The organism is Micromonospora sp. NBC_01655 (assembly GCF_026339755.1).
Taxonomy (GTDB): Bacteria; Actinomycetota; Actinomycetes; order Mycobacteriales; family Micromonosporaceae; genus Micromonospora.
Genome location: NZ_JAPEQF010000001.1, coordinates 5,015,652 through 5,034,447, shown reverse-complemented (window position 1 = coordinate 5,034,447; position 18,796 = coordinate 5,015,652). Strand labels below are relative to the sequence as shown.

Annotated in this window: 14 protein-coding genes, 5 pseudogenes and 1 CRISPR repeat array; of the genes and pseudogenes, 13 read left to right on the top strand and 6 right to left on the bottom strand. The window is 68.2% G+C overall.

The annotated features are described in order from the left end of the window. Positions 1–297 precede the first annotated feature (297 nt). Positions 298–1,604: pseudogene (locus OOK41_RS22710) on the bottom strand (IS701 family transposase). Between the two features lie 405 nt (positions 1,605–2,009). Continuing rightward, positions 2,010–2,888 (bottom strand): alpha/beta fold hydrolase, encoded by an 879-nt coding sequence (locus tag OOK41_RS22705; protein WP_117673505.1) that lies wholly within the window; start codon positions 2,886–2,888, stop codon positions 2,010–2,012. Between the two features lie 106 nt (positions 2,889–2,994). On the opposite strand from OOK41_RS22705, the gene OOK41_RS22700 reads away from it, so the two are divergent. The 4 genes from OOK41_RS22700 to OOK41_RS22685 all read left to right on the top strand — a co-directional run bounded on the left by OOK41_RS22700 (position 2,995) and on the right by OOK41_RS22685 (position 7,010). Beyond that, entirely contained in the window at positions 2,995–4,965 is a 1,971-nt protein-coding gene (locus tag OOK41_RS22700; RefSeq protein WP_266266637.1) for a BTAD domain-containing putative transcriptional regulator, read from the top strand. Between the two features lie 283 nt (positions 4,966–5,248). Next, positions 5,249–5,827: a DinB family protein gene (locus OOK41_RS22695; RefSeq protein WP_266266636.1), complete on the top strand. Its 579-nt coding sequence runs from the start codon at positions 5,249–5,251 to the stop codon at positions 5,825–5,827. A gap of 318 nt (positions 5,828–6,145) precedes the next feature. Continuing rightward, complete coding sequence (locus tag OOK41_RS22690) at positions 6,146–6,418, top strand: hypothetical protein (protein ID WP_266266635.1); 273 nt, start codon at positions 6,146–6,148, stop codon at positions 6,416–6,418. Between the two features lie 127 nt (positions 6,419–6,545). After that, entirely contained in the window at positions 6,546–7,010 is a 465-nt protein-coding gene (locus OOK41_RS22685; protein ID WP_266266634.1) for a DIP1984 family protein, read from the top strand. A 456-nt stretch (positions 7,011–7,466) separates the two neighbouring features. On the opposite strand, the gene OOK41_RS22680 is transcribed toward OOK41_RS22685, so the two are convergent. From OOK41_RS22680 to OOK41_RS22670, 3 genes and pseudogenes are all read right to left on the bottom strand, one after another. After that, entirely contained in the window at positions 7,467–8,477 is a 1,011-nt protein-coding gene (locus tag OOK41_RS22680) for a hypothetical protein (protein ID WP_266266633.1), read from the bottom strand. A gap of 56 nt (positions 8,478–8,533) precedes the next feature. Next, a complete protein-coding gene (locus tag OOK41_RS22675) occupies positions 8,534–8,884 on the bottom strand; it encodes a PadR family transcriptional regulator (protein ID WP_266266632.1) in 351 nt (116 codons plus the stop codon). Positions 8,885–9,156: 272 nt separating this feature from the next. Further along, a pseudogene (locus OOK41_RS22670) lies at positions 9,157–10,359 on the bottom strand (IS3 family transposase). Between the two features lie 242 nt (positions 10,360–10,601). Beyond that, positions 10,602–10,996: a CRISPR direct-repeat array (repeat unit 29 nt; unit sequence GTCCTCCCCACGCACGTGGGGGTGCTCCG). 30 nt (positions 10,997–11,026) lie between these two features. On the opposite strand from OOK41_RS22670, the pseudogene OOK41_RS22665 reads away from it, so the two are divergent. The 4 genes and pseudogenes from OOK41_RS22665 to OOK41_RS22650 form a co-directional block, all read left to right on the top strand. Continuing rightward, positions 11,027–11,212: pseudogene (locus OOK41_RS22665) on the top strand (winged helix-turn-helix domain-containing protein); the annotation flags it as partial. Then, positions 11,191–11,799 (top strand): transposase, encoded by a 609-nt coding sequence (locus tag OOK41_RS22660; RefSeq protein WP_266266631.1) that lies wholly within the window; start codon positions 11,191–11,193, stop codon positions 11,797–11,799. The pseudogene OOK41_RS22665 and the gene OOK41_RS22660, both read left to right, overlap by 22 nt. A gap of 203 nt (positions 11,800–12,002) precedes the next feature. Continuing rightward, the gene (locus tag OOK41_RS22655; protein ID WP_266266630.1) at positions 12,003–12,878 is read left to right on the top strand and encodes a sulfotransferase domain-containing protein; all 876 of its coding nucleotides are present in this window, start codon (positions 12,003–12,005) and stop codon (positions 12,876–12,878) included. Between the two features lie 87 nt (positions 12,879–12,965). Continuing rightward, complete coding sequence (locus tag OOK41_RS22650) at positions 12,966–13,319, top strand: transposase (RefSeq protein WP_266266629.1); 354 nt, start codon at positions 12,966–12,968, stop codon at positions 13,317–13,319. 74 nt (positions 13,320–13,393) lie between these two features. Here the strand turns inward: OOK41_RS22650 and OOK41_RS22645 are convergent. Beyond that, a protein-coding gene (locus tag OOK41_RS22645; protein ID WP_266266628.1) for an IS3 family transposase occupies positions 13,394–14,628 on the bottom strand; the annotation gives its coding sequence in 2 pieces (ribosomal slippage) (positions 13,394–14,355 and positions 14,355–14,628; 1,236 coding nt in all). A 183-nt stretch (positions 14,629–14,811) separates the two neighbouring features. On the opposite strand from OOK41_RS22645, the gene OOK41_RS22640 reads away from it, so the two are divergent. The 5 genes and pseudogenes from OOK41_RS22640 to OOK41_RS22615 all read left to right on the top strand — a co-directional run bounded on the left by OOK41_RS22640 (position 14,812) and on the right by OOK41_RS22615 (position 18,781). Beyond that, the gene (locus OOK41_RS22640) at positions 14,812–15,159 is read left to right on the top strand and encodes a hypothetical protein (RefSeq protein WP_266266627.1); all 348 of its coding nucleotides are present in this window, start codon (positions 14,812–14,814) and stop codon (positions 15,157–15,159) included. Between the two features lie 15 nt (positions 15,160–15,174). Beyond that, positions 15,175–15,711 (top strand): annotated as a pseudogene (locus OOK41_RS31955) (group II intron reverse transcriptase/maturase); the annotation flags it as partial. Positions 15,712–15,872: 161 nt separating this feature from the next. Continuing rightward, positions 15,873–16,016 (top strand): annotated as a pseudogene (locus OOK41_RS22625) (IS5/IS1182 family transposase); the annotation flags it as partial. 198 nt (positions 16,017–16,214) lie between these two features. Then, on the top strand, positions 16,215–16,916 hold the full coding sequence (locus tag OOK41_RS22620) for an ABC transporter ATP-binding protein (RefSeq protein WP_266266626.1): 702 nt from the start codon (positions 16,215–16,217) through the stop codon (positions 16,914–16,916). Positions 16,917–16,954: 38 nt separating this feature from the next. Then, the gene (locus OOK41_RS22615; protein ID WP_266266625.1) at positions 16,955–18,781 is read left to right on the top strand and encodes an ABC transporter permease; all 1,827 of its coding nucleotides are present in this window, start codon (positions 16,955–16,957) and stop codon (positions 18,779–18,781) included. Positions 18,782–18,796 lie beyond the last annotated feature (15 nt).

Below are 18,796 nucleotides of genomic sequence, written 5' to 3'. Positions count from 1 at the left end.
ATCATCAAAGCACTCGGTGACTTGGCCAGGGCCTTTCTGCGCTCCGACAAGGCGGTGGGACGGAGCGTAGGGCGTTCGGGCGGGCCGAATCGGCCCACCGATGAGGCTTGACGCCCTAGAGTTCATGCGTTTGCTGGACTCACTCTTTTGCCGCGATCCGCGCGGGGCGTAGAAGGGGCCAGCATCGCCGGTGGTCGGTCGCAGGTGCGGGGGAGGGGAGTGTTCACACCTGCGCCGATGCGGCGCAGCACAGGCCAGTCCGGGATGAGTGTGCCTGTCGTTTGTGGGCAAGACTGTCTAGTACTCCAGCCGCAGCTGGTGGAGTCGGTGTCTTCGCTGGTAGTGGGCTGTCCTGGCACGGTACTGGTGTCGGCGTCGCCATCGTGACCATCGATCGATGTGGTCGAAGGGTCGGTTGGTGGTGATCAGGTGTGCCAGGAGACGGCGGACCTCGCCGAGGGTAAGGGGAATGAGGCCGTCATCGGATTCGGCGCCCCCTTTTTGGCCCGGGCGGCGGTGACGGCGAGGTAGGCGTGTGCGCACAGAACGAGCGTTATGTGCCGGTACCAGGCGTCGTACCGACGCACCTGGTAGTGATCCAGGCCGACCTCGGTCTTGGCGGTCTGGAAGCACTCCTCGATCGCCCAACGGGTCCCGGCGACCCGGATCAGAGTCTCGTCCTGGGTGCCTGCGGGGCCGAAGCACAAGTAGTAGGCCAGGTCCGTGGGGTCGGTGATGCTGCGGCGGATCAGCAACCAGTGGCCGTATCCGTCAACCGTGCCGGGCAAGGAGGCCACGGCCCAGTCGTAGAGTCGCGGTCCCTTGGCGCCGTCGCCGCAGCTGCGGCGCTTCCACGCCAGGACCGGCGCGTTCGCGGCGAGGACGTCAGGACGGGAACTGCCCACCGTGGTCGGGACCCGCTGGTTGCGGGGCACGGCCAGGACGTAACCGATGCGCTGCTGCTGCAGCCACGTCCGGAACTTGGAGTCCTGTCCGTAGGCCTCGTCAGCGGTGACCCATTTCGCTGGCAGGCCGGCGGTGATGGCGCGTTCGAGCATCCGCAGCCCCAGCGCGGGCTTCGTGGCGAACCCGACGCTGGCGGCGATGCCGGCTTCGGCGCGGCGGGCGGGGTCGTCACACCAGCCACGAGGCAGATACAACCCCCGGTCGATCAGCGTGCGCCCTTGCGGGCTGGCATAGGCCAGGAACACCCCGAGCTGGCAGTTCTCCGTCCGCCCGGCCGTGCCCGAGTACTGGCGCTGCACCCCGGCCGACTTGATCCCCTTCTTCAGGAACCCGGTCTCGTCGACGATCAGCACCCCGTCGTCGTGGCCGAGATGTTCGGACACGTAGGCGAACAGGTCGTCACGAACAGCGTCCGGGTCCCACGCGGACCTGTTGAGCAGCCGCTGCATCCGGTCCGGCGTCGCGTCTCCCGCGGCCTCAGCCAAGGTCCAGCCGTTCTTGGTCGCCAACGGCGACAGCAGCCCGACCAGGTAGGTCAGCGCCTGCCGGCGCGGCTCCGCCCGCCCGAAACGGTGCGCGAACCGCGCCAACAGATCATCCAGACCCGCCCGCCAGCCCACGATCTCATCGATCAACACAAGCACGGCAGCCTGCCCGCTCCATGACCGACCACAACAGACAGACAGTGCGACCACCTGATCCACCGCACGAATAGCATCGACACGCGCAGCTGCACGGCCGGCGCCGCTCACGCGTCGATCACGCCGATGACCTGGCGAAACTCCAGTTCAGGCAGGTGCGGCTGGAGTACTAGTAGAGATAGTTGTCAGGCGTGCTGTGACGACGTCGTCGCATCGGTGTGGCTTGTTGGTGGGTCCGGGCTTGAGTGGATGTAGCCGGGCGGCTTCGACCGATCGGACGCGGTCAAGCATCGGTGACACGGCGTGACTTCACCTGTCACCTGCCGGTGCAGCAGACCCGTCTGCGTATCCGGATCTGCCGAATTGAGCGCGTCACCGCGCCGTCGGCGGGCAGACGATTCGCTACCGCGCGAGCAGGGAGCGCAGCACCTTGATGATCTCGTCGGGTGCTTCCTCGGCCATGAAGTGCCCGGCCGATGTGGTGCGGTGCTCCAGATCAGCGGCCCAGGTGCGCCATAGCGCGGCGGCGTCGAAGCCGAGTGCGGCTCCCCAATCCTGCTGGACGACGGTGACCGGCATGGACAGCTGGTTCCCGGCGGCTCGGTCGGTCTGGTCGTGTTCGATGTCGATGCCGGCCGAGGCGCGGTAGTCGGCGACGATGGAGGGGACCGCCTCGCGCGAGGCTTTCAGGTATTCCGCCCGCAGGTCTGCTGGAATGGCCTGCGGGTTCTGGGCCCATGCGTCGAGGAAGTAACCGAAGAAGGCGTCCGCGCTGGCGCTGATCATTTGCTCGGGCAGGCCGGGTGGCTGGGCCATCAGGTACAGGTGGAAGGCAACCGCGGCGGTGGACCCGTGCAGGATGTCCCACATGTCCAGGGTCGGCAGGACGTCGAGGGTGGCGAGGTGGGTGATCGTGGCGGGATGGTCGAGGCCGGCGCGGATGGCGACGAGGGCACCGCGGTCGTGTCCGGCCAGGGCGAAGCGCTCGTGGCCGAGCTTGCTGGCGAGGGTGACGATGTCGGCGGCCATGGTCCGCTTGGAGTACGTGTCGCCGTCGCGCGCGTCGGGCTTGTCGCTGGCACCGTAGCCGCGCAGGTCCGGACAGATCACGGTGTGGTCGGCGGCCAGGTCGACGGCGACGTGCCGCCACATGACGTGGGTCTGCGGAAAGCCGTGCAACAGCACGATCGGGCTGCCCGTACCTCCCACCGCCGCGTTCAGTGTCACGTCATCGTCGACCGTGACGCGCTGGTAGTCGAACCCGGGAATGGCAAAAGTCATGATCGTCCTTTTCTCGTCGGGTGGACGATTCCAGCGTGCCGGTCGCGGATGAGCAAACGATGAGCGCGATACGTTTGAGCCGAGGCGCGGAAGGGCGGTTCGATCAGTGCAGGTCAGGTTCGGTGTTCTCGGGCCGGTTGTCGCCTGGGACGGCGTCGGCGCGCCGATAGACCTGAAAGGGCCGAAACACCGCGCGGTGCTGGCGCGACTCGTCGTCGCGCGCGGCCGGGTCGTACCGGTCAGCCGCCTCGTCGACGACCTGTGGCAGGAGCCCCCACCGGGCGCGGTGGGCGCCGTCCGCACGTTCGTAGCGGCGTTGCGGCGCGCGCTGGAGCCGCAGCGTCCACCGCGTGAGCCGGCTCGGTTGCTGGTCACCGAGGGCCCGGGCTACGCGCTTCGGTCGGCGCCGGACGCGGTCGACGCCTGGCGGTTCGAGGACGCCGTCGCCGCCGCGTCCACCGCGCCCCCGCACGAGACACTCGAACGGATCGATCGTGCCCTGAGTTGGTGGCGGGGGCCCGCGTTCGCCGGCTTCGACGACGAGCCGTGGGCGCGTGTCGAGCGTTCCCGCCTCGAACAGCTACGGCTGAACGCGATCGAGCAGCGGGCCGAGGCGCGACTGACTGTCGGGCGTGCCTCCGACGTCGTACCGGATCTCGACGCCCACGTGGCCGAGCATCCGTGGCGGGAGGAGGCGTGGCGGCTGCTGGCGCTTGCCCTGTACCGCGCGGGACGCCAAGGTGATGCGCTTGCGGTACTGCGCCGAGCCCGCAACCTGCTCCTGAAACAGCTCGGCGTCGATCCGAGCCCGCGACTGCGTCGCCTGGAGACCGACATCCTCCGCCAGGCCGATCGGGTCAGCAACGGTCCCGGTTCGCCGGGACCGGAACGGGTCTGGGCGGAGACCGCGGCGGCATACGACCGTACCGTGGCGTCCGGTTCCGGGGCTCGACTGGAGTCGACGGTCGGCCTGCTGCGAAGTCTCGCCGTGACGGGGGCGAGCGGACTCGAGGCGGCGCGGGAGCAGCGGATCGCGGCCATCGCCGCGGCCGAGCAGTTGGGCGATCCTGAGCTCACCGCCCGGGTAATCGGCGGCTACGACGTACCCGCGATCTGGACGCGCTCGGATGATCCGGCGCAGGCGGCGCAGATCGTCGCGGCGGCCGAGCGGGCCCTGGCCGCCCTTCGCCCCGGCCCGTCCGAGGCCACCCGAGCCCGACTGCTGGCCACGATCGCGGTGGAGTCACGTGGTACGCGCGCGGCGCGCGGGCCCGAGGCGGCCCAGCAGGCGGAGCGGACCGCGCGCCGCCTGGGCGACCCGGCCCTGCTGGCCTTCGCCCTGAACGGCGTGTTCATGCAGACCTTTCACCGCGCGGGCCTGGCTCCCGAGCGCGACGAGATCGGTGCCGAGTTGGTCATGCTCTCCGCCCGGCACGGCCTGGTGACGTTCGAGATCCTCGGTCATCTCGTCCGACTACAGGCCCGCGGCGCGCTCGCGGACTTCGCCACCGGCGACCAGCACGCCGCCGCAGCAGACCGGCTCGCCGAGCGGCACGACCGCCCGCTGGTCGGCGTGTTCACCCAGTGGTACCGCGCACTGCGACTGGCCGCGACCGGGCCCTCGCCACAGGCCGCGGAAGCCGCCTACCGCGACGCGGCAGCACAGCTCGCCAACGCTGGCATGCCCGGCGTCGAGCAGGGCCTCCTACCGCTGGCCCTGCTGTGCCTGCACGTGTGGCACGGCGAACCGATCTGCTTCGACGATGACACCGACTGGGGCCCTTACACGCCCTGGGTGCGTCCGTTCGTCCTACTGACCCGGGACCGCCTGGCCGATGCCGCCACGGCGCTGCGTCAGACCCCGGATCCGCCGCGCGACCTGCTGTTCGAGGCCCTGTGGTGCCTCACCGCCCAGGCTGCAATAGCCCTGGACGACCAGACGGCGATGAAACGCGCCCGGACCGAACTCACGCCAGCTGCCAACGAGCTGGCCGGGGCCGGCAGCGGCATGCTCACCGTCGGCCCCGTCGCACGTTATCTCGACGACCTCGACGCGGCCCTCAGCCGCACTCGATGATCCGGAGGGCTGAGCCATGAGATCCAGGTCGTCCGCCGATCGCCAGGCCACTACGAGCACGACCCTCCCGCATCGCCTTCGGTCTGCCGCCGACGACCGACAAACATGCCTTGATCACATATCCGGATCTGCCGCGACTCGCGCTACCCACCGTTACAACGGACGTCGACACACGGATATAGCGCAATCGGAAACCGCAATCGCGTGACCGCCACAGAGCCGCGGTTCGGAACGCGGGCGTACAGGGCATCGCGGCGGGCGCGGCGGTGAGATCCTGGGCGGCATGACAGACCTCGACGCCAAGGCGAATCTCTATCGGTACCTGCGGGAGGCGCGCGAGGCGTTGCTCGGGAAGCTTGACGGGCTGTCGGAGTACGACGTGCGGCGCCCGCTCGTGCCGACCGGGACGAACCTGCTCGGGCTGGTCAAGCACGTGGCCTCGTTGACCGCCGGGTATTTCAGCGAGGTGTTCGACCGCCCCTTTCCCGAACCCGTCGCGGGCCTGAACGAAGACGCCGAGCCGAACACGGACATGTGGGCCGCAGCCGACGAGTCCCGCGACGACATCATCGGCCTGTGGCACCGAGTCTGGGCACACGCGGACGCCACGATCGAGACGCTCCCGATCGACGCGCCCGGCTCGGTGCGGTGGTGGCAATACACGCCGGTGACGCTGCACCTCATCCTCGTGCACGTGCTCGCCGAGCTGAACCGGCACGCCGGGCACGCCGACATCGTGCGCGAACTGGTCGACGGCCAGGTCGGCTGGCGGCGGCCCGGCGACAACGTGGTCGAGGGCGACGAGGCGTGGTGGGCCGCCTACCGCGAGAGGCTGGAATCCACCGCGCGCGAGTTCGCCTGAGGACGCGGTCTTCGCGTAACCCGCGGATGCCGTCCAATTCGTCCGAGAAACCGTTTGCATTCTCCAGCGGCCGTCGCAGCCCGAAGCCAAGGTCGCATGCACGGATCTGCCGCCGATCGGGCGTCACGTTGAGTAGCAGGCGATGATTGAGGCGCGACCTTGCCGAGAACAGGGCACGTGATGTGCCCTGCATTCGCCCGTTCGTGACGTGTGCTCCTTCAGCCCTACGCGCTTGTGCCAGCCCTACGGTGGAGTACATGCCCGACGCGACGGTGCCCGCCAACTGCCAGCCAGAGGCAGGGCCAAGGGGAGGTTCAGATGCTCTACCAGAGCCCTGCTGATTTTTGCGCCAAGTACGCCGAAGCGCACAGCAACGGCAAAGCTGATGAATTCGGCGGAGAGTCGACTTTGGACACGGTGACTGTCGTCAGCGAGGCCCCGAACACAGCGCGGGTCGAGGCGCTCTGGTACACGTATGGCCACGATCCGGATTCCGGATACTACGACGTTTTCGAGCGCACCGCCTTCGTCCTGGTCAAGCGGCACGACGGGTGGCGCCTGCACTCCGAAGAAAATCTCGGCTACGAGTGACAACTATCGAAGGAGGGTGCCGCGCTCATTTGCCGCAACCCGCGTACCGTCCTTGCTGTTCCTTCTTCTCATGCTGGTCAACGTAATTGGGAGGCGGCGGTGATCTTCGCTGGTCATACTGGTGCCTATGAAGCTTGCTGAGGCTCTTGCGTTGCGCGCGGATGCGGCGCGTCGCGCCGAACAACTCCGTGCCCGCATCGTCGCCAGCGCGCGGTTCCAGGAGGGTGAGACGCCTGCGGAGGACGCTGCGGCTCTGCTGGGGGAGGTCGGCGAGGTGCTCGGTGAACTGGAGACGCTGATCCGACGAATCAACCGCACCAACGCCGCCACCGGGGTTGACGGTGGCACACTCACCGACGCTCTGGCACGGCGCAACGTGCTTCGCTTGCGGCACAGCGTGGTCACCTCTGCCGCCGATGCCGCTGTCGGGGAGGGCCAGCGAGGGTTTCGGCAGTTGCGGTCGGAGCTGAAGATGATCCCGGCCCTGCCGGTGGCGCAACTGCGCAGCCAGGCCGACGACCTCGCCCGGCAACTTCGCGAGGTCGACACCCTGATCCAGCGGACGAACTGGGAGGTCGACCTGCTGGACTGACAACAGGTTGCGGAGCAGGTAGCCGACGTGGAGGCGTGCACGAACCCGAGAGCCGGCGGGTATTCCGGCTCACTCCTGGCGCGCCGAGGGCAGGCGTAGGGGTTCGACTCCCTGGCATACATCGCATGCCCAGAACAGGACACAGGTGACGGCGCACAGGGCACGGCACACTACCGGGTGCAGATCCACGACGGTGAGGGTGGGACAGGGGACTTCCGCAACCCGTACTGGTACAGCTCTCTCGCTACAACGCTCGATGCCCGCACTGATCTGCCGCCGACCGCGTGTCACGGAGCGAAGCCGCTGACCACGTAGGGCGGTGCGCGGTCGTGGCGAGAACAATGCACCTGATCAAGGCGATGAGGTGCTGCGGTCCACCGTGCGCCCAGACCTTCTATGGGATGGGGTGGAAGGCTGGTGTCCGGCTCGCAGGCTGCGCTTCGGTCGTGCTGTGGACTACGCGGGCGTCGAGGGTGCGCCGCAGGTAGGGCAATGGTGCCGGCCCGTGCCGCGCGACCGGCGGCCCGGCGACCAACGCCCCCGTGCCACAAGGGCGAGCGACACCAGCATCGGTCCAATCGTGACCGCCAGCACCGACGCGACGACCATGGATGACCACTCCGGAATCACGGCCCGGCCAGGGCCGGAGCCGGAGTCGAGCACCGCGGCAAGCGGGTTCACCGCGAGCATCCCGATCGGGGCGAGCAGAATCAGCAGCGCCCAAGCACCGCGAAAGTCGCGCCGGGCGGCCAGGCCGAGCGCGATCAGCAGCGTGCCGATCAGCAGCGCGACCGCAGCGGCGGGCAAGGCCGTCATGGTGAGATCGAAGTAGCCGGTCATAAAATCCAGGCTGGGCGCGGTACCGATGGTGATCGGCAGGACCGCCGCCGCAGCGGCGATCGGCATGAGCCGGACCCACCATTGGCGCTGGCCCGCCGCACCGAGCGCGACGACACCGAGCACGATCTGGGGCAGCAGCACCGCCAGCGGCGGGCGGGGCAATCCGGTCAGCGCCGCGGCCGGCACGATGCCGACAGTCACCAGTACGGCCAGGCCAACCGCCCAGCGCAACCATCGGCTGCTCGCCGCGACATGTACCACGGCGGCGAGCAACCAGGCCCCCCACGCCGCAACAGCGAGTGAGAGAAACGGCCCGACCCGCGAAGACCAGGGCGGTATGGGGGCAAACACTTCAAAACCGGCCCACCAGGTCGCGAACGCGGTCGCCGTCATCAACGCGAGCAAGCCAGCGAGGCGGAAACCGGGACCGAGTCCCTGCGCGATCCTCAGATGCTGCCGCAGTCCACCGACCGCAAGGTCCGCGACGTCGCTGACTGAGGGTCTCCTGCGTCCGGACGCCGCCAGGGACAGGTAAGTGTCCACCAGCTCCGAACCGCGCTCCCGCCGATAGTCGACCGGATAGAACAGCACCGTCCACCGCGCATAGCGGCGTTCCAGCCCGGTCACGGCAGAGCTGCCTCCATCCTGTTCTCCAGTGCGGTTATGCCAGCTCTCCACCGGGATCATGCGAGTCCACCACTTAGGCGAGGCGACGGCATAGTGGCGCGCAGCCGGGCGGTCGCCGCCTCGACGTTGCGGCGCATGCGTTCGGTCTCGACGGCCAGTACCTCACCACCCGGCTCGGCGAGTCGGTAGTAGCGGCGCAACCGGCCGTCGACGATCTCCTCCCGTTCGACGGCCACCAGGCCAGCGTCGACCAGCCGGTCGAGTGCGCCGTACAGCGTGCCGGGGCGCAGCGAGATACGGCCGTCGGAAAGCCGGGCCACCTCAGCGATCAAGCCATACCCATGTATCGGCTCACCGGCCAGGGCGGTGAGAATCAGGAACGTGGGTTCGCGCAACGGAGTCTCCACACACGGCAATATAACGGCTGCGAAGGTATACCGAAAGATCGCCATCACAGCCGGCCGCGGGAGCACTCCACGCGTGCCGATCACTGCATCCCGAACCAGCTCAGTGATCCGGCGGTCCGGCATCCGCTACTCACGGCACACTCGACTGCGATACGAGCATCCGCTTCTGCCGCGATCCGCGCGGGGCGTAGAAGGGGCCAGCATCGCCGGTGGTCGGTCGCAGGTGCGGGGGAGGGGAGTGTTGAGGTTCCCCCCGGGATGTGGACACCGGGTTATGCCGCGACCTGATGCGGCGTAGTCGGTGCGAGGGCCTGTTCGTAGTCGGCGGGGCTGAGGTAGCCCAGCGCGGAGTGGCGGCGTCGGTGGTTGTAGAAGGCGATCCACCGGAAGACGTCCCGGCGGGCGTCGGTCTCGGTGGTCCAGCGGCGGTGGTCGACGTCGAGTTCACGCTTGAGGGTGGCGAAGAACGCCTCGGCCAGTGCGTTGTCGTACGACGAGCCGATCCGTCCCATCGAGCGGCGGATGCGGTGGCGTCGGCAGGCGTCGGCGAAGTCGCTACTGGTGTATTGGGCTTCCGCGGTCCGAGTGGAAGATCACTTCCTCGACCTGGCCGCTGCGGGCGGCGACGGCTGCGTCGAGGGCGTCGATGACCAGGCCGGTGCGCATGTGGGTGTTGATCGACCAGCCGATGAGGCGGCGGGTGGCGATGTCGATGACGGTGGCCAGGTACAGCCAGCCGGCACCGACGCGCAGGTAGGTGATGTCGCCGCACCACCGCTGGTCGGGCGCGGTGGCGGTGAAGTTGCGGCCGATCAGGTCCGGCGCCGGTGGGGCGGCCGGGTCCGGGATCGTGGTGCGTTTGCGGCGGCGCAGGTGGCGACCGACGACATCGCGTTGGCGCATGATCCGCTCGACCCGCTTGCGGTTGACCCGCACACCCTGGGCGCGCAGTTCGACGGTCATCCGCGGGGATCCGTAGGCGCCACCGGAGTCGGCATGGATCGTGGCGATCTGCTCGGCGAGGGCGTCCTCGTCGGCGGCGCGAGCCTGACGGGCCGGCTCGCTCACCGTCCAGCGGTAGAAGCCGGAGCGGGACACCGCCAGGACCCGGCACAGCCGCTTGACGCCGAAGGCGCTGCGGTGGGTGGAGATGAACCGGAAGCGGCTGGTCACCGATCCATCTCCTTCGCGAAATACGCGGCTGCCTTCCGCAGGATCTCCTTCTCCTGCCGCAGCTCAGCCACCTCACGCCGCAGCCGGGCGATCTCGGCGTCCTTGTCCGCCACCGACAGCCCGTTCCCGTCGGCCACCGAGCCCGCCCCGGCCTGGCGTTCGGCGGCGCGGACCCAGTTGCGCAGCGTCTCGTGACTCATCCCGAGCTCACGGGCCAACTGGTTGATCGGCCGCCCCGACGAACGGACCAGGTCAACCGCGTCACGTCGGAACTCTTCCGTGTACTTCGATGGACGTCCCAACGGGGACACCCCTTCCTCTGGACCAATGTCCAGTCTCAGGGTGTCCACATCTCAGGGGGAAGCCCACTTTAGACTTCCCCCAGACCCCGGCATCGACCCACTCCAGATCGGCACTCACCTCGATGTCCCCCAACCACACCCACGATCGCGACAGCAGCCGCATGCAACCACAGCCCTACGACACTCCCAGCCGAGCGACCAAAAACCGCACCCCGGCCCGATAAACCCGCAGGTCGCGAAGTGTCCTCCCCACGCACGTGGGGGTGCTCCGGCCGTCGACCTTGCACGTCGACGGCCTCTCCGGTCCTCCCCACGCACGTGGGGGTGCTCCGGCGAACGAACCACCGGTAGCACCGGCGCCGGTGTCCTCCCCACGCACGTGGGGGTGCTCCTCCAGTCCGCTCTACTTGGCAACCACGGGGGGCGTCCTCCCCACGCACGTGGGGGTGCTCCGTGGATCAAGCGGTGCGTGTCCTCCGTTGTCTCGTCCTCCCCACGCACGTGGGGGTGCTCCGCGGGCCGTGAGGGTTTCGGAGAGTGCGTCGGTGTCCTCCCCACGCACGTGGGGGTGCTCCGCAGCTCAACATCCCCGCGTCGGACACGTCGCAGTCCTCCCCACGCACGTGGGGGTGCTCCGTTCGAGGGCTTCCGCAATTTCTGCCGCTGGACCCTCACGCGGGTGGCCGAGGTGATCGAGCGCCGTTTCGGTGTCTCCTACACTCTGCGCGGGGTGTCCTATCTGCTGCATCGCATCGGGTACAGCCAGCAGGTTCCCACTCGTTCGGCGATCGAACGTGATCCGGAAACGATCGCCGGCTGGCATCGCGGGCGGTGGCCGTCGGTAAGACGTTAGCGGCGGCGCGGGGCGCCTGGATCTGCTTCCAGGACGAGGCAGGCCAGGTCATGCGACCGCCGGTGGCCAAGACGTGGGCCCGGCGCGGGCACACGCCGGTGGTCGAGGTCTCCGGCAAGGGCTCCGGCCGGGTCTCGATCGCCGGTCTGGTCTGCCTCAAGCCCGGACAGCGAGGCCGGCTGATGTGGCGCACCCGGCTGCACCGCGGTCGCGCCAGGGAGAGTGGCAGCTTCAGCGAGGACGACTACATCGCCTTCCTCGACCAGGCCCACCAGCGCCTGCAGGCACCGATCGTGCTGATCTGGGACAACCTGAACACCCATGTCAGCCGCCGCATGCACGCCCTGATCGCCGCCCGGACGTGGCTGACCGTGATCCGGTTACCCGCCTACGCTCCGGACCTCAACCCGACCGAAGGCGTCTGGCGCTGGATGAAACGCGGCCTGACCAACACCGCCGCCCGCGGTGTCGACCACCTTGCTGAACTGGTCAAACGTCGGCTACGCGCTTGTCAGCAACAGACCGATCTCCTCGCCGGCTTCTTCGCCAGCACCGGCATGACCCTCGAACCCGAACCACCGAGATAGCTCGAACTTTGGCCCTTCAACCTCTGCAGCCCGATCGCACCAGAGAGCGCGACGAAGGCGTACGAGGGTGCCGGAATCTTCGAATCGGCCCGCAGGCTGGTCGACGGTCGCCCGGTTCGATAGGTTAAATCGACTATGGATGGACTAACGGAAAGCGGGGAGGACCGTTGCGCCAACCGACGGTTCGGTACCAGAACGAGCTCATGGACAGCGGACGGTGGGAGGGTTTTCCGCTCCGCGAAGGTGACATCGTGGTTTCGACCCCCGCAAAGTGCGGGACGACGTGGACCCAGACGATCTGCGCCTTGCTGATCTTCCAGACACCGGAGCTGCCGGCACGGCTGGACGACCTCACCTACTGGCTCGACATGTTGACTCGCAGCCGGGACGACATCTTCGCGTTCTACGAGGCGCAGCGGCATCGCCGTTTTATCAAGACTCATACGCCCTTCGACGGGCTGCCCATCCATGATGGGGTGACCTACGTCGCGGTCGGTCGGGATCCGCGGGACGTCGCGATCTCCTGGGACGCCCATTCCCAGAACGTCGCCCAGGAGGCCTTCGACGCGATGCTGGCGGCCGGCGGTAACCCGGCGCAGGAGCCCGCCGGTACGGCTCCGGCGCCTGCGGAGTCCGCGTATAACCGGTTCTGGGCCTGGCTGGAGGACACCAATGTGCAGGTGGGCCTGCCGTCGATGCTGCACCACCTGTCGGGGTTCTGGGCCGAGCGGGAGCGGCCCAACGTGCTGCTGCTGCACTACGACGATCTGAAGTCAGATCTTGAAGGCCAGATGAGGTTCCTCGCCGGGCGCCTCGGAATTGAGGTGCCGGAGTCGCGGTGGCCAGATCTGGTGCGGGCAGCGACATTCGACTCGATGCGCGGCCGGGCGGAGGCTCTGACCCCGGTCGCGGCGATGTGGAGCGATCCGAAGCGGTTCTTCAACCAGGGTGTCAGCGGCCAGTGGCGGGACCTGCTCGACGAAGATGACCTGCGACGATACGAGGATCGGGTCGCGAAGCTGGCCGAGCCCGACCTCATCGACTGGCTGCACCGCGGCCCCATCGTCCCCGCCCGCTGACCCTACGCCGCTATCCTCCTCGCTATCCCGCCTTAGACCGTGTGTCAGTTGGGGTTGTTGAAGTGCAAGGTCGTTCGTTGACTGGGTGTGGATGATGTGGAGAAGTACTGCCCGGACGCGTTGTGGCACCTCGCGCAGCCGTTGCTGCCCCCGCACCCGGAAAGGCATCAAGGTGGTGGGCGGTCCCGTAGCGGGGATCGGGCGACGCTCGCGGCGATTCTGTACGTGTTGGAGTCCGGCTGCTCCTGGCGCAAGCTGCCCGGTTCGTTCCCGGTGCACTGGCGCACCACGCACCGCCGGTTCGCCCAGTGGGTCGCGGCGGGGGTGATGACCGCTCTGCACCGGGCCGTGCTCGACGTCCTCGGTGCGGCCGGGCAGATCGACTGGTCCCGGGCGAGCATCGACGCCATGAACGTACGGGCGGTCAAAAGGGAAACCTGACCGGACCCAGCCCGGTCGACCGAGGCAAGCCCGGCTCCAAGATCTGTCAAGCCCCGGGTTTGATGGAGATTGGGCTATCTGGTTTCCAGGGGTGCGGTGACCGGCTGGGTCATCGCGTGTAGTGCTTCGTACTCAGCTGGTGGGACGTGGCCGAGCTCGCCGTGTAGGCGCCGGTTGTTGTACCAGTCGATGTACTCGACGGTGGCCATCTCCAGGTCGTCGAGTCCACGCCAGGGGCCGGTGTTGCGGACGAGTTCGGCCTTGTAGAGGGAGTTGAACGCCTCGGCCATGGCGTTGTCGTAGGAGTCGCCCGTGGAGCCGACCGAGGCGACGGCGCCGGCCTCGGCCAACCGCTGGGTGTAACGAATCGCTCGATATTGGACTCCCCGGTCGGAGTGGTGTACCAGTTTGCGCAGGTCAGCACCTTGGTTCTCGCGGCGCCAGATCGCCATCTTCAGCGCGTCGAGAGCCAGATCCGTGTAGAGGCTGGTGGCGACCTGCCAGCCGACGATCATGCGAGAGTGCACGTCGAGGACGAACGCGGCGTACACCCAGCCCACGCTGGTGCGCACGTAGGTCAGGTCCGCGACCCACAGCTGGTTCGGGCGGACTGCGGTGAAGTCACGTTTGACCAGGTCACCCGGGCGGCCGGTCTCGGCCGCTGGCCGGGTCGTGCGCGGTGACTTGTCGCGCAGCAGTCCGCGCAGTCCGGACTCGCGCATCAGCCGCTCGACGGTGCAGCGGGCCACTCGCACGCCGCGTCGGCGCAGCTCGTGCCAGACCTTGCGGGCGCCATAGACGCCGTAATTCTCCGCGTGGATCCGCTCGATCACCGCGGTCAGCTCCTCGTCGCGCCGCGACCGGGCCGAGGCCGGGCGGGTCTTGGCGGCGTAGTAGGTCGAGGGTGCGATCTGTGCCGGCGTGTCTTCGAGCGCCTGCAGGACCGGCTGGTCACCGTGTTCGGCCTTCTGGGAGTCGACGAAGTCGACCTTCATCGCGACGGACGGTCCAGCTCCGCCGCGAAGAAACGCGCTGCGGACTTCAGGATCTGGTTCGCCCGGCGCAGCTCACGCACTTCCCGTTCGAGGGCGGCGAGGCGTTCCGCGTCGCTGCTGGTGGTGCCCGGCCGCTCACCGGCGTCGGTCTCGGCCTTCTTCACCCAGGTCCGCAACGCCTCCGGGTGGATGCCGAGCTGCCCGGCGATCCGGCGGATCGCTCCGACCGCGGACGCCGGGTCCCGGCGGGCCTCGACCGCCAACCGGGTCGCTCGCTCGCGCAGCTCATCGGGGTACTTCTTCGGTGCGGGCATCGCTGGTGTTCCTCCCAGGTTTCGATGTCTCCATCAAACCCGGTGCGGGACAGACCAACGTCGAGCATCACTGGCTGCTCCCCGCGCACGCGGGGGTGATCCGGCGCAAGCCGTCGCCGGTCGATCTGGGACGACTGCTCCCCGCGCACGCGGGGGTGATCCCGGACGGCGTTGCGACGGCGGATGGTCAGCCTGCCCAGCGCCGACCCGGACGACCCGGGGTTTCGGCGACTGAGGTACTGCAGATACGCAGATGACCATCTGCTCGGGCTCGCCGGCCCGAAGGCCGAAGCCGAGGAGATCAAACAGCGGCTGACGCGGTTCCTGCATGACGAACTCAAGCTGGAACTGTCTCAGGACAAGACGCTGATCACTCACGCCCGTACAGGCGCGGCCCGGTTCCTCGGCTACGAGATCACCATCCAGCACAACGACAGCAAGGCCACCCGGCGCCGTCGCACGGCCAACGGGCAGGTCGCGCTGCGGGTGCCACTGGACGTGATCAAGGCCAAATGTGCCCCCTGCCTGTGACGCGGAAAACCCGCCAAACAGACGGCCCTGCAGAACGGCGACGACCACAGCATCGTCGCCACGTTCGGGGCCACCTACCGGGGCATCGTCCAGTACTACCTGCTGGCCGGGGACGTCCACCGGCTGCACCGCCTCCAATGGGTGATGAGCGCCTCCATGCTCAAGACCCTGGCAGGCAAGCACCGCTCGTCGATGTCGAAGATGGCGGCCAAGCACAAGACCAAAATCCAGACACCGCACGGGCTCCGCACCTGCTTCGAGACGCGTATCGAACGTGACAGCAGACAGCCACTGGTCGCACGGTTCGGCGGCATACCGCTGCAGCGGCAACGATCGGCAGCGGTCATCGACCGCCAACCGATCCGGGTCGACTATCCGCGCAAGGAACTGCTCAACCGACTCCTCGCGGACACCTGCGAGATCTGCCAGCGAACGGACGACGTCCAGGTCCACCACGTCCGCAAACTCGCTGATCTCGCCGCACCCGAAGCACGCCAAACCCTATGGGCCACGGTTATGGCAAACCGGCGACGCAAGACCCTCGTGGTCTGCGCCACCTGCCACGACCACATCCATACCGGGCAGCCAACACCGCTCACGCAGGAGTCACTGGAGAGCCGGATGATCGGGAAACCATCACGTCCGGTTCGGCGGGAGGCCGCGCGGAAAAGGACCAGCTCAGACTGGCACCTCGCCGCGCGGCCGACCCATCCGGCTGGCTCATGCACCACCGCCGACTCGTCCGCGACTACGAAACCCGACCCGACAACTCCGCCAGCATGATCACCATCGCCATGATCGACAACCTCGCCAAACGACTCACCACCGAAACCACCCCAACCTGGCGAGACGACTAAAACCACAACACACACAAAATACGTGAATCAGACGTTCTCTCAGGTCTGCTGGAACGCAACTTTTGTTGATTCGGATCGCATCGTTATGGGCTGGTGACGACGGGTGGCCAGAGGCGAGGGTGGAGGGACGTGAGAGACGACTAGAGGGGTTTCGTTGTGAATACTCAGGGTGCAGCTATCGCCGCTGAGGCAGTGGAGGTGACCAAGACCTACGGGGGCGGCGGGACCGCGGTGGCCGCGTTGGAGGGGATCTCGGTAGTCATCCCGCGTGGCCGACTCACCGCGATCATGGGCGCGTCGGGATCCGGCAAGTCGACGCTGATGCACTGCCTGGCCGGGCTCGACTCCGTGACGTCGGGCCGGGTCCGGGTCGGCGGGGTGGATCTGACCACACTCGGAGACAGGGACCTCACTCGGTTGCGCCGGGACCGGATCGGTTTCGTCTTCCAGTCGTTCAACCTGGTGCCTACACTAACGGTGCTGGAGAACATTGTCCTGCCGTTGGAACTCGCGGGCCGCAGGCCCGACCGACACTGGCTGACCGAGATCATCGACGCGGTCGACATGGGCGACCGGCTGAAACATCGTCCCGGTGAGCTGTCGGGCGGTCAGCAGCAGCGGGTGGCGTGCGCGCGGGCCCTAGCCGGACGACCGGAGATCGTCTTCGCCGACGAGCCGACCGGGAACCTGGATTCCCGGTCCGGCACCGATGTACTCGAGTTGCTGCGCCGCTGCGTCGACCTCCTCGGGCAGACGGTCGTCATGGTGACGCACGATCCCCGGGCTGCCGCCTTCGCCGACCAGGTCCTGTTTCTGGCGGACGGAAAGATCGTGGGCGAACTGCAGCGGCCGACCGCCGACGCCATCCTCGAACACCTGGCGAGGGCTGCGGCATGCTGAGAGTCACGCTGCGAGGCCTCCTCGCGCACATGGGCAGGATGGTGCTGTCCGGGCTGGCCATCATGCTGTCGGTGGCGTTCGTCGCGGGCGCCCTGGTGCTCACCGACACCGGTTCCACCAGCATGATCAGGACCTATCTGCTTGGCTTCGCCGGGCTCTCCGTCCTGGTTGGAGTCTTCCTGATCATCAACACCTTCTCCGTCCTGATCGCCCAGCGCACCCGGGAGTTCGGCCTGCTACGGGCGCTCGGCGCGAGCCGCCGTCAGCTGCGACGCTCAGTGCTGGTCGAGGCCTTCTTGCTCGGGCTGACCGGGTCGACCGTGGGTCTGGCGGCCGGAGTCGGGATCGCCGCCGTGTTGAAGGACGGGCCGCTGGTCGTGCGGCCGACCGTCCCGCTGGCGGCGTATCTCGTCGGCACCGGGGTCACCGTGCTCGCCGGATATCTTCCGGCCTGGCAGGCGGGCCGGGTGTCCCCGATGGCGGCGCTGCGCGAGGCGCACCTCGCGCCGGGGCAGGCGTATCGGCTGCGCGGGATCGTCGGTGGAGCGCTGCTCGCCTGCGGTTGCGCCGCGCTGCTCGGCAGCGGCCCGCTGGTGGCCTTCGGTGTCTTCGCCAGTTTGATCGGCGTGATCGTGTGCGGGCCTATGCTGGTTGGCCTGCTCATCCGCCCACTGACCGGCGTCTTCCCCCTGCTGTTCGGTGCGGTCGGGCGGCTGAGCAGACAGAACGCGCTGCGCAATCCCCGGCGGACCGCGGCGACGGCCACCGCGCTGACGATCGGTGTTGCAATGGTGGGGTTGATCTCGGTGTATGCGGCTTCGGCGGCCGACTCGGTGGACGCCAGGGTAGACCGGATGCTCGGGGCGGACTTCGTCATCAGGGCCGTGAGCGACGGCAGCCTGATCAGCAAGGGGACCGGGGACCGGGCCTTCGGACCCGAGATGGTGGACCTCGCCCGTCGGGTCGACGGCGTCGGAACCGTCCTTCCGGAGATCGAGAGCCCGGTCCGCATCACGGCCGGTGGGCGTTCCTACCACCTCCACGTCTACGGTGACGATCCAGGTTTCCCCGCCATGCTGAAGCACAAGTACATCGCTGGAGACGCTCGGCAGGCCCTGTCCACCGGCAAGGTGATCATCGGTGCGGACCTCGCGAAGGAGAGCGGAGTGACGGTCGGCGGCACCGTCGAACTGCAGGCGCCCGGCGGTCCTGCGACGACGTTCACGGTGGGCGCGATCCAGGAGGTGGAGCCGCCCGGCGGCAGCTTGAACCGGTACCGGGGCGCGCCGACCGTCGGCATCGACGTGCTGCGGACAATCGCCCCTCAGGCCACCCTGACCACGGTGTTCGTGACCTCGGCGGGCGACCCGGCGAAGGTCTACCCCGCGCTGCGAGCGGCCTTCGCCGGGAGTCCGCGGATGCTCGTCGAGGATCACGTCTCCTACAAGCGGAGGGCGAGGGCAGACCTCGACTCGCTGCTCGCCCTGGTCTATGCGCTGCTCGGGCTGACGATCCTGGTCGCCGTCCTCGGGATCATCAACACCCTGGCGCTGTCGGTGCTCGAACGGACCCGCGAGATCGGCCTGCTACGGGCCATCGGCGCGTCCCGCGCCCAGATCCGGCAACTGATCCGGCTCGAGTCGCTGACCATCGCCGTCTACGGTACCTTGATCGGCCTGGCTCTCGGCCTGAGCTGGGGGATCGCGGTGCAGCGGCACCAGGCGGCCTTCCCCATCCTGACCGTCCCGTGGCCTACGATCATCGCCGTAGTCGCGGGCGCGGGAGTCGTCGGGTTGCTGGCCGAACTGGCCCCCGCGCACCGGGCCGCCCGGATGAACATCCTCGCGGCGAGCCGTCCGCAGTGACCGTCGCAAGGTGGT

Bases quoted from the DNA above. Each gene is read 5' to 3' on its own strand.
- OOK41_RS22705 (WP_117673505.1), bottom strand. From the start codon at position 2,888: ATGACTTTTGCCATTCCCGGGTTCGACTACCAGCGCGTCACGGTCGAC.
- OOK41_RS22695 (WP_266266636.1), top strand. From the start codon at position 5,249: ATGACAGACCTCGACGCCAAGGCGAATCTCTATCGGTACCTGCGGGAG.
- OOK41_RS22690 (WP_266266635.1), top strand. From the start codon at position 6,146: ATGCTCTACCAGAGCCCTGCTGATTTTTGCGCCAAGTACGCCGAAGCG.
- OOK41_RS22685 (WP_266266634.1), top strand. From the start codon at position 6,546: ATGAAGCTTGCTGAGGCTCTTGCGTTGCGCGCGGATGCGGCGCGTCGC.
- OOK41_RS22655 (WP_266266630.1), top strand. From the start codon at position 12,003: ATGGACAGCGGACGGTGGGAGGGTTTTCCGCTCCGCGAAGGTGACATC.
- OOK41_RS22640 (WP_266266627.1), top strand. From the start codon at position 14,812: ATGGTCAGCCTGCCCAGCGCCGACCCGGACGACCCGGGGTTTCGGCGA.
- OOK41_RS22615 (WP_266266625.1), top strand. From the start codon at position 16,955: ATGGTGCTGTCCGGGCTGGCCATCATGCTGTCGGTGGCGTTCGTCGCG.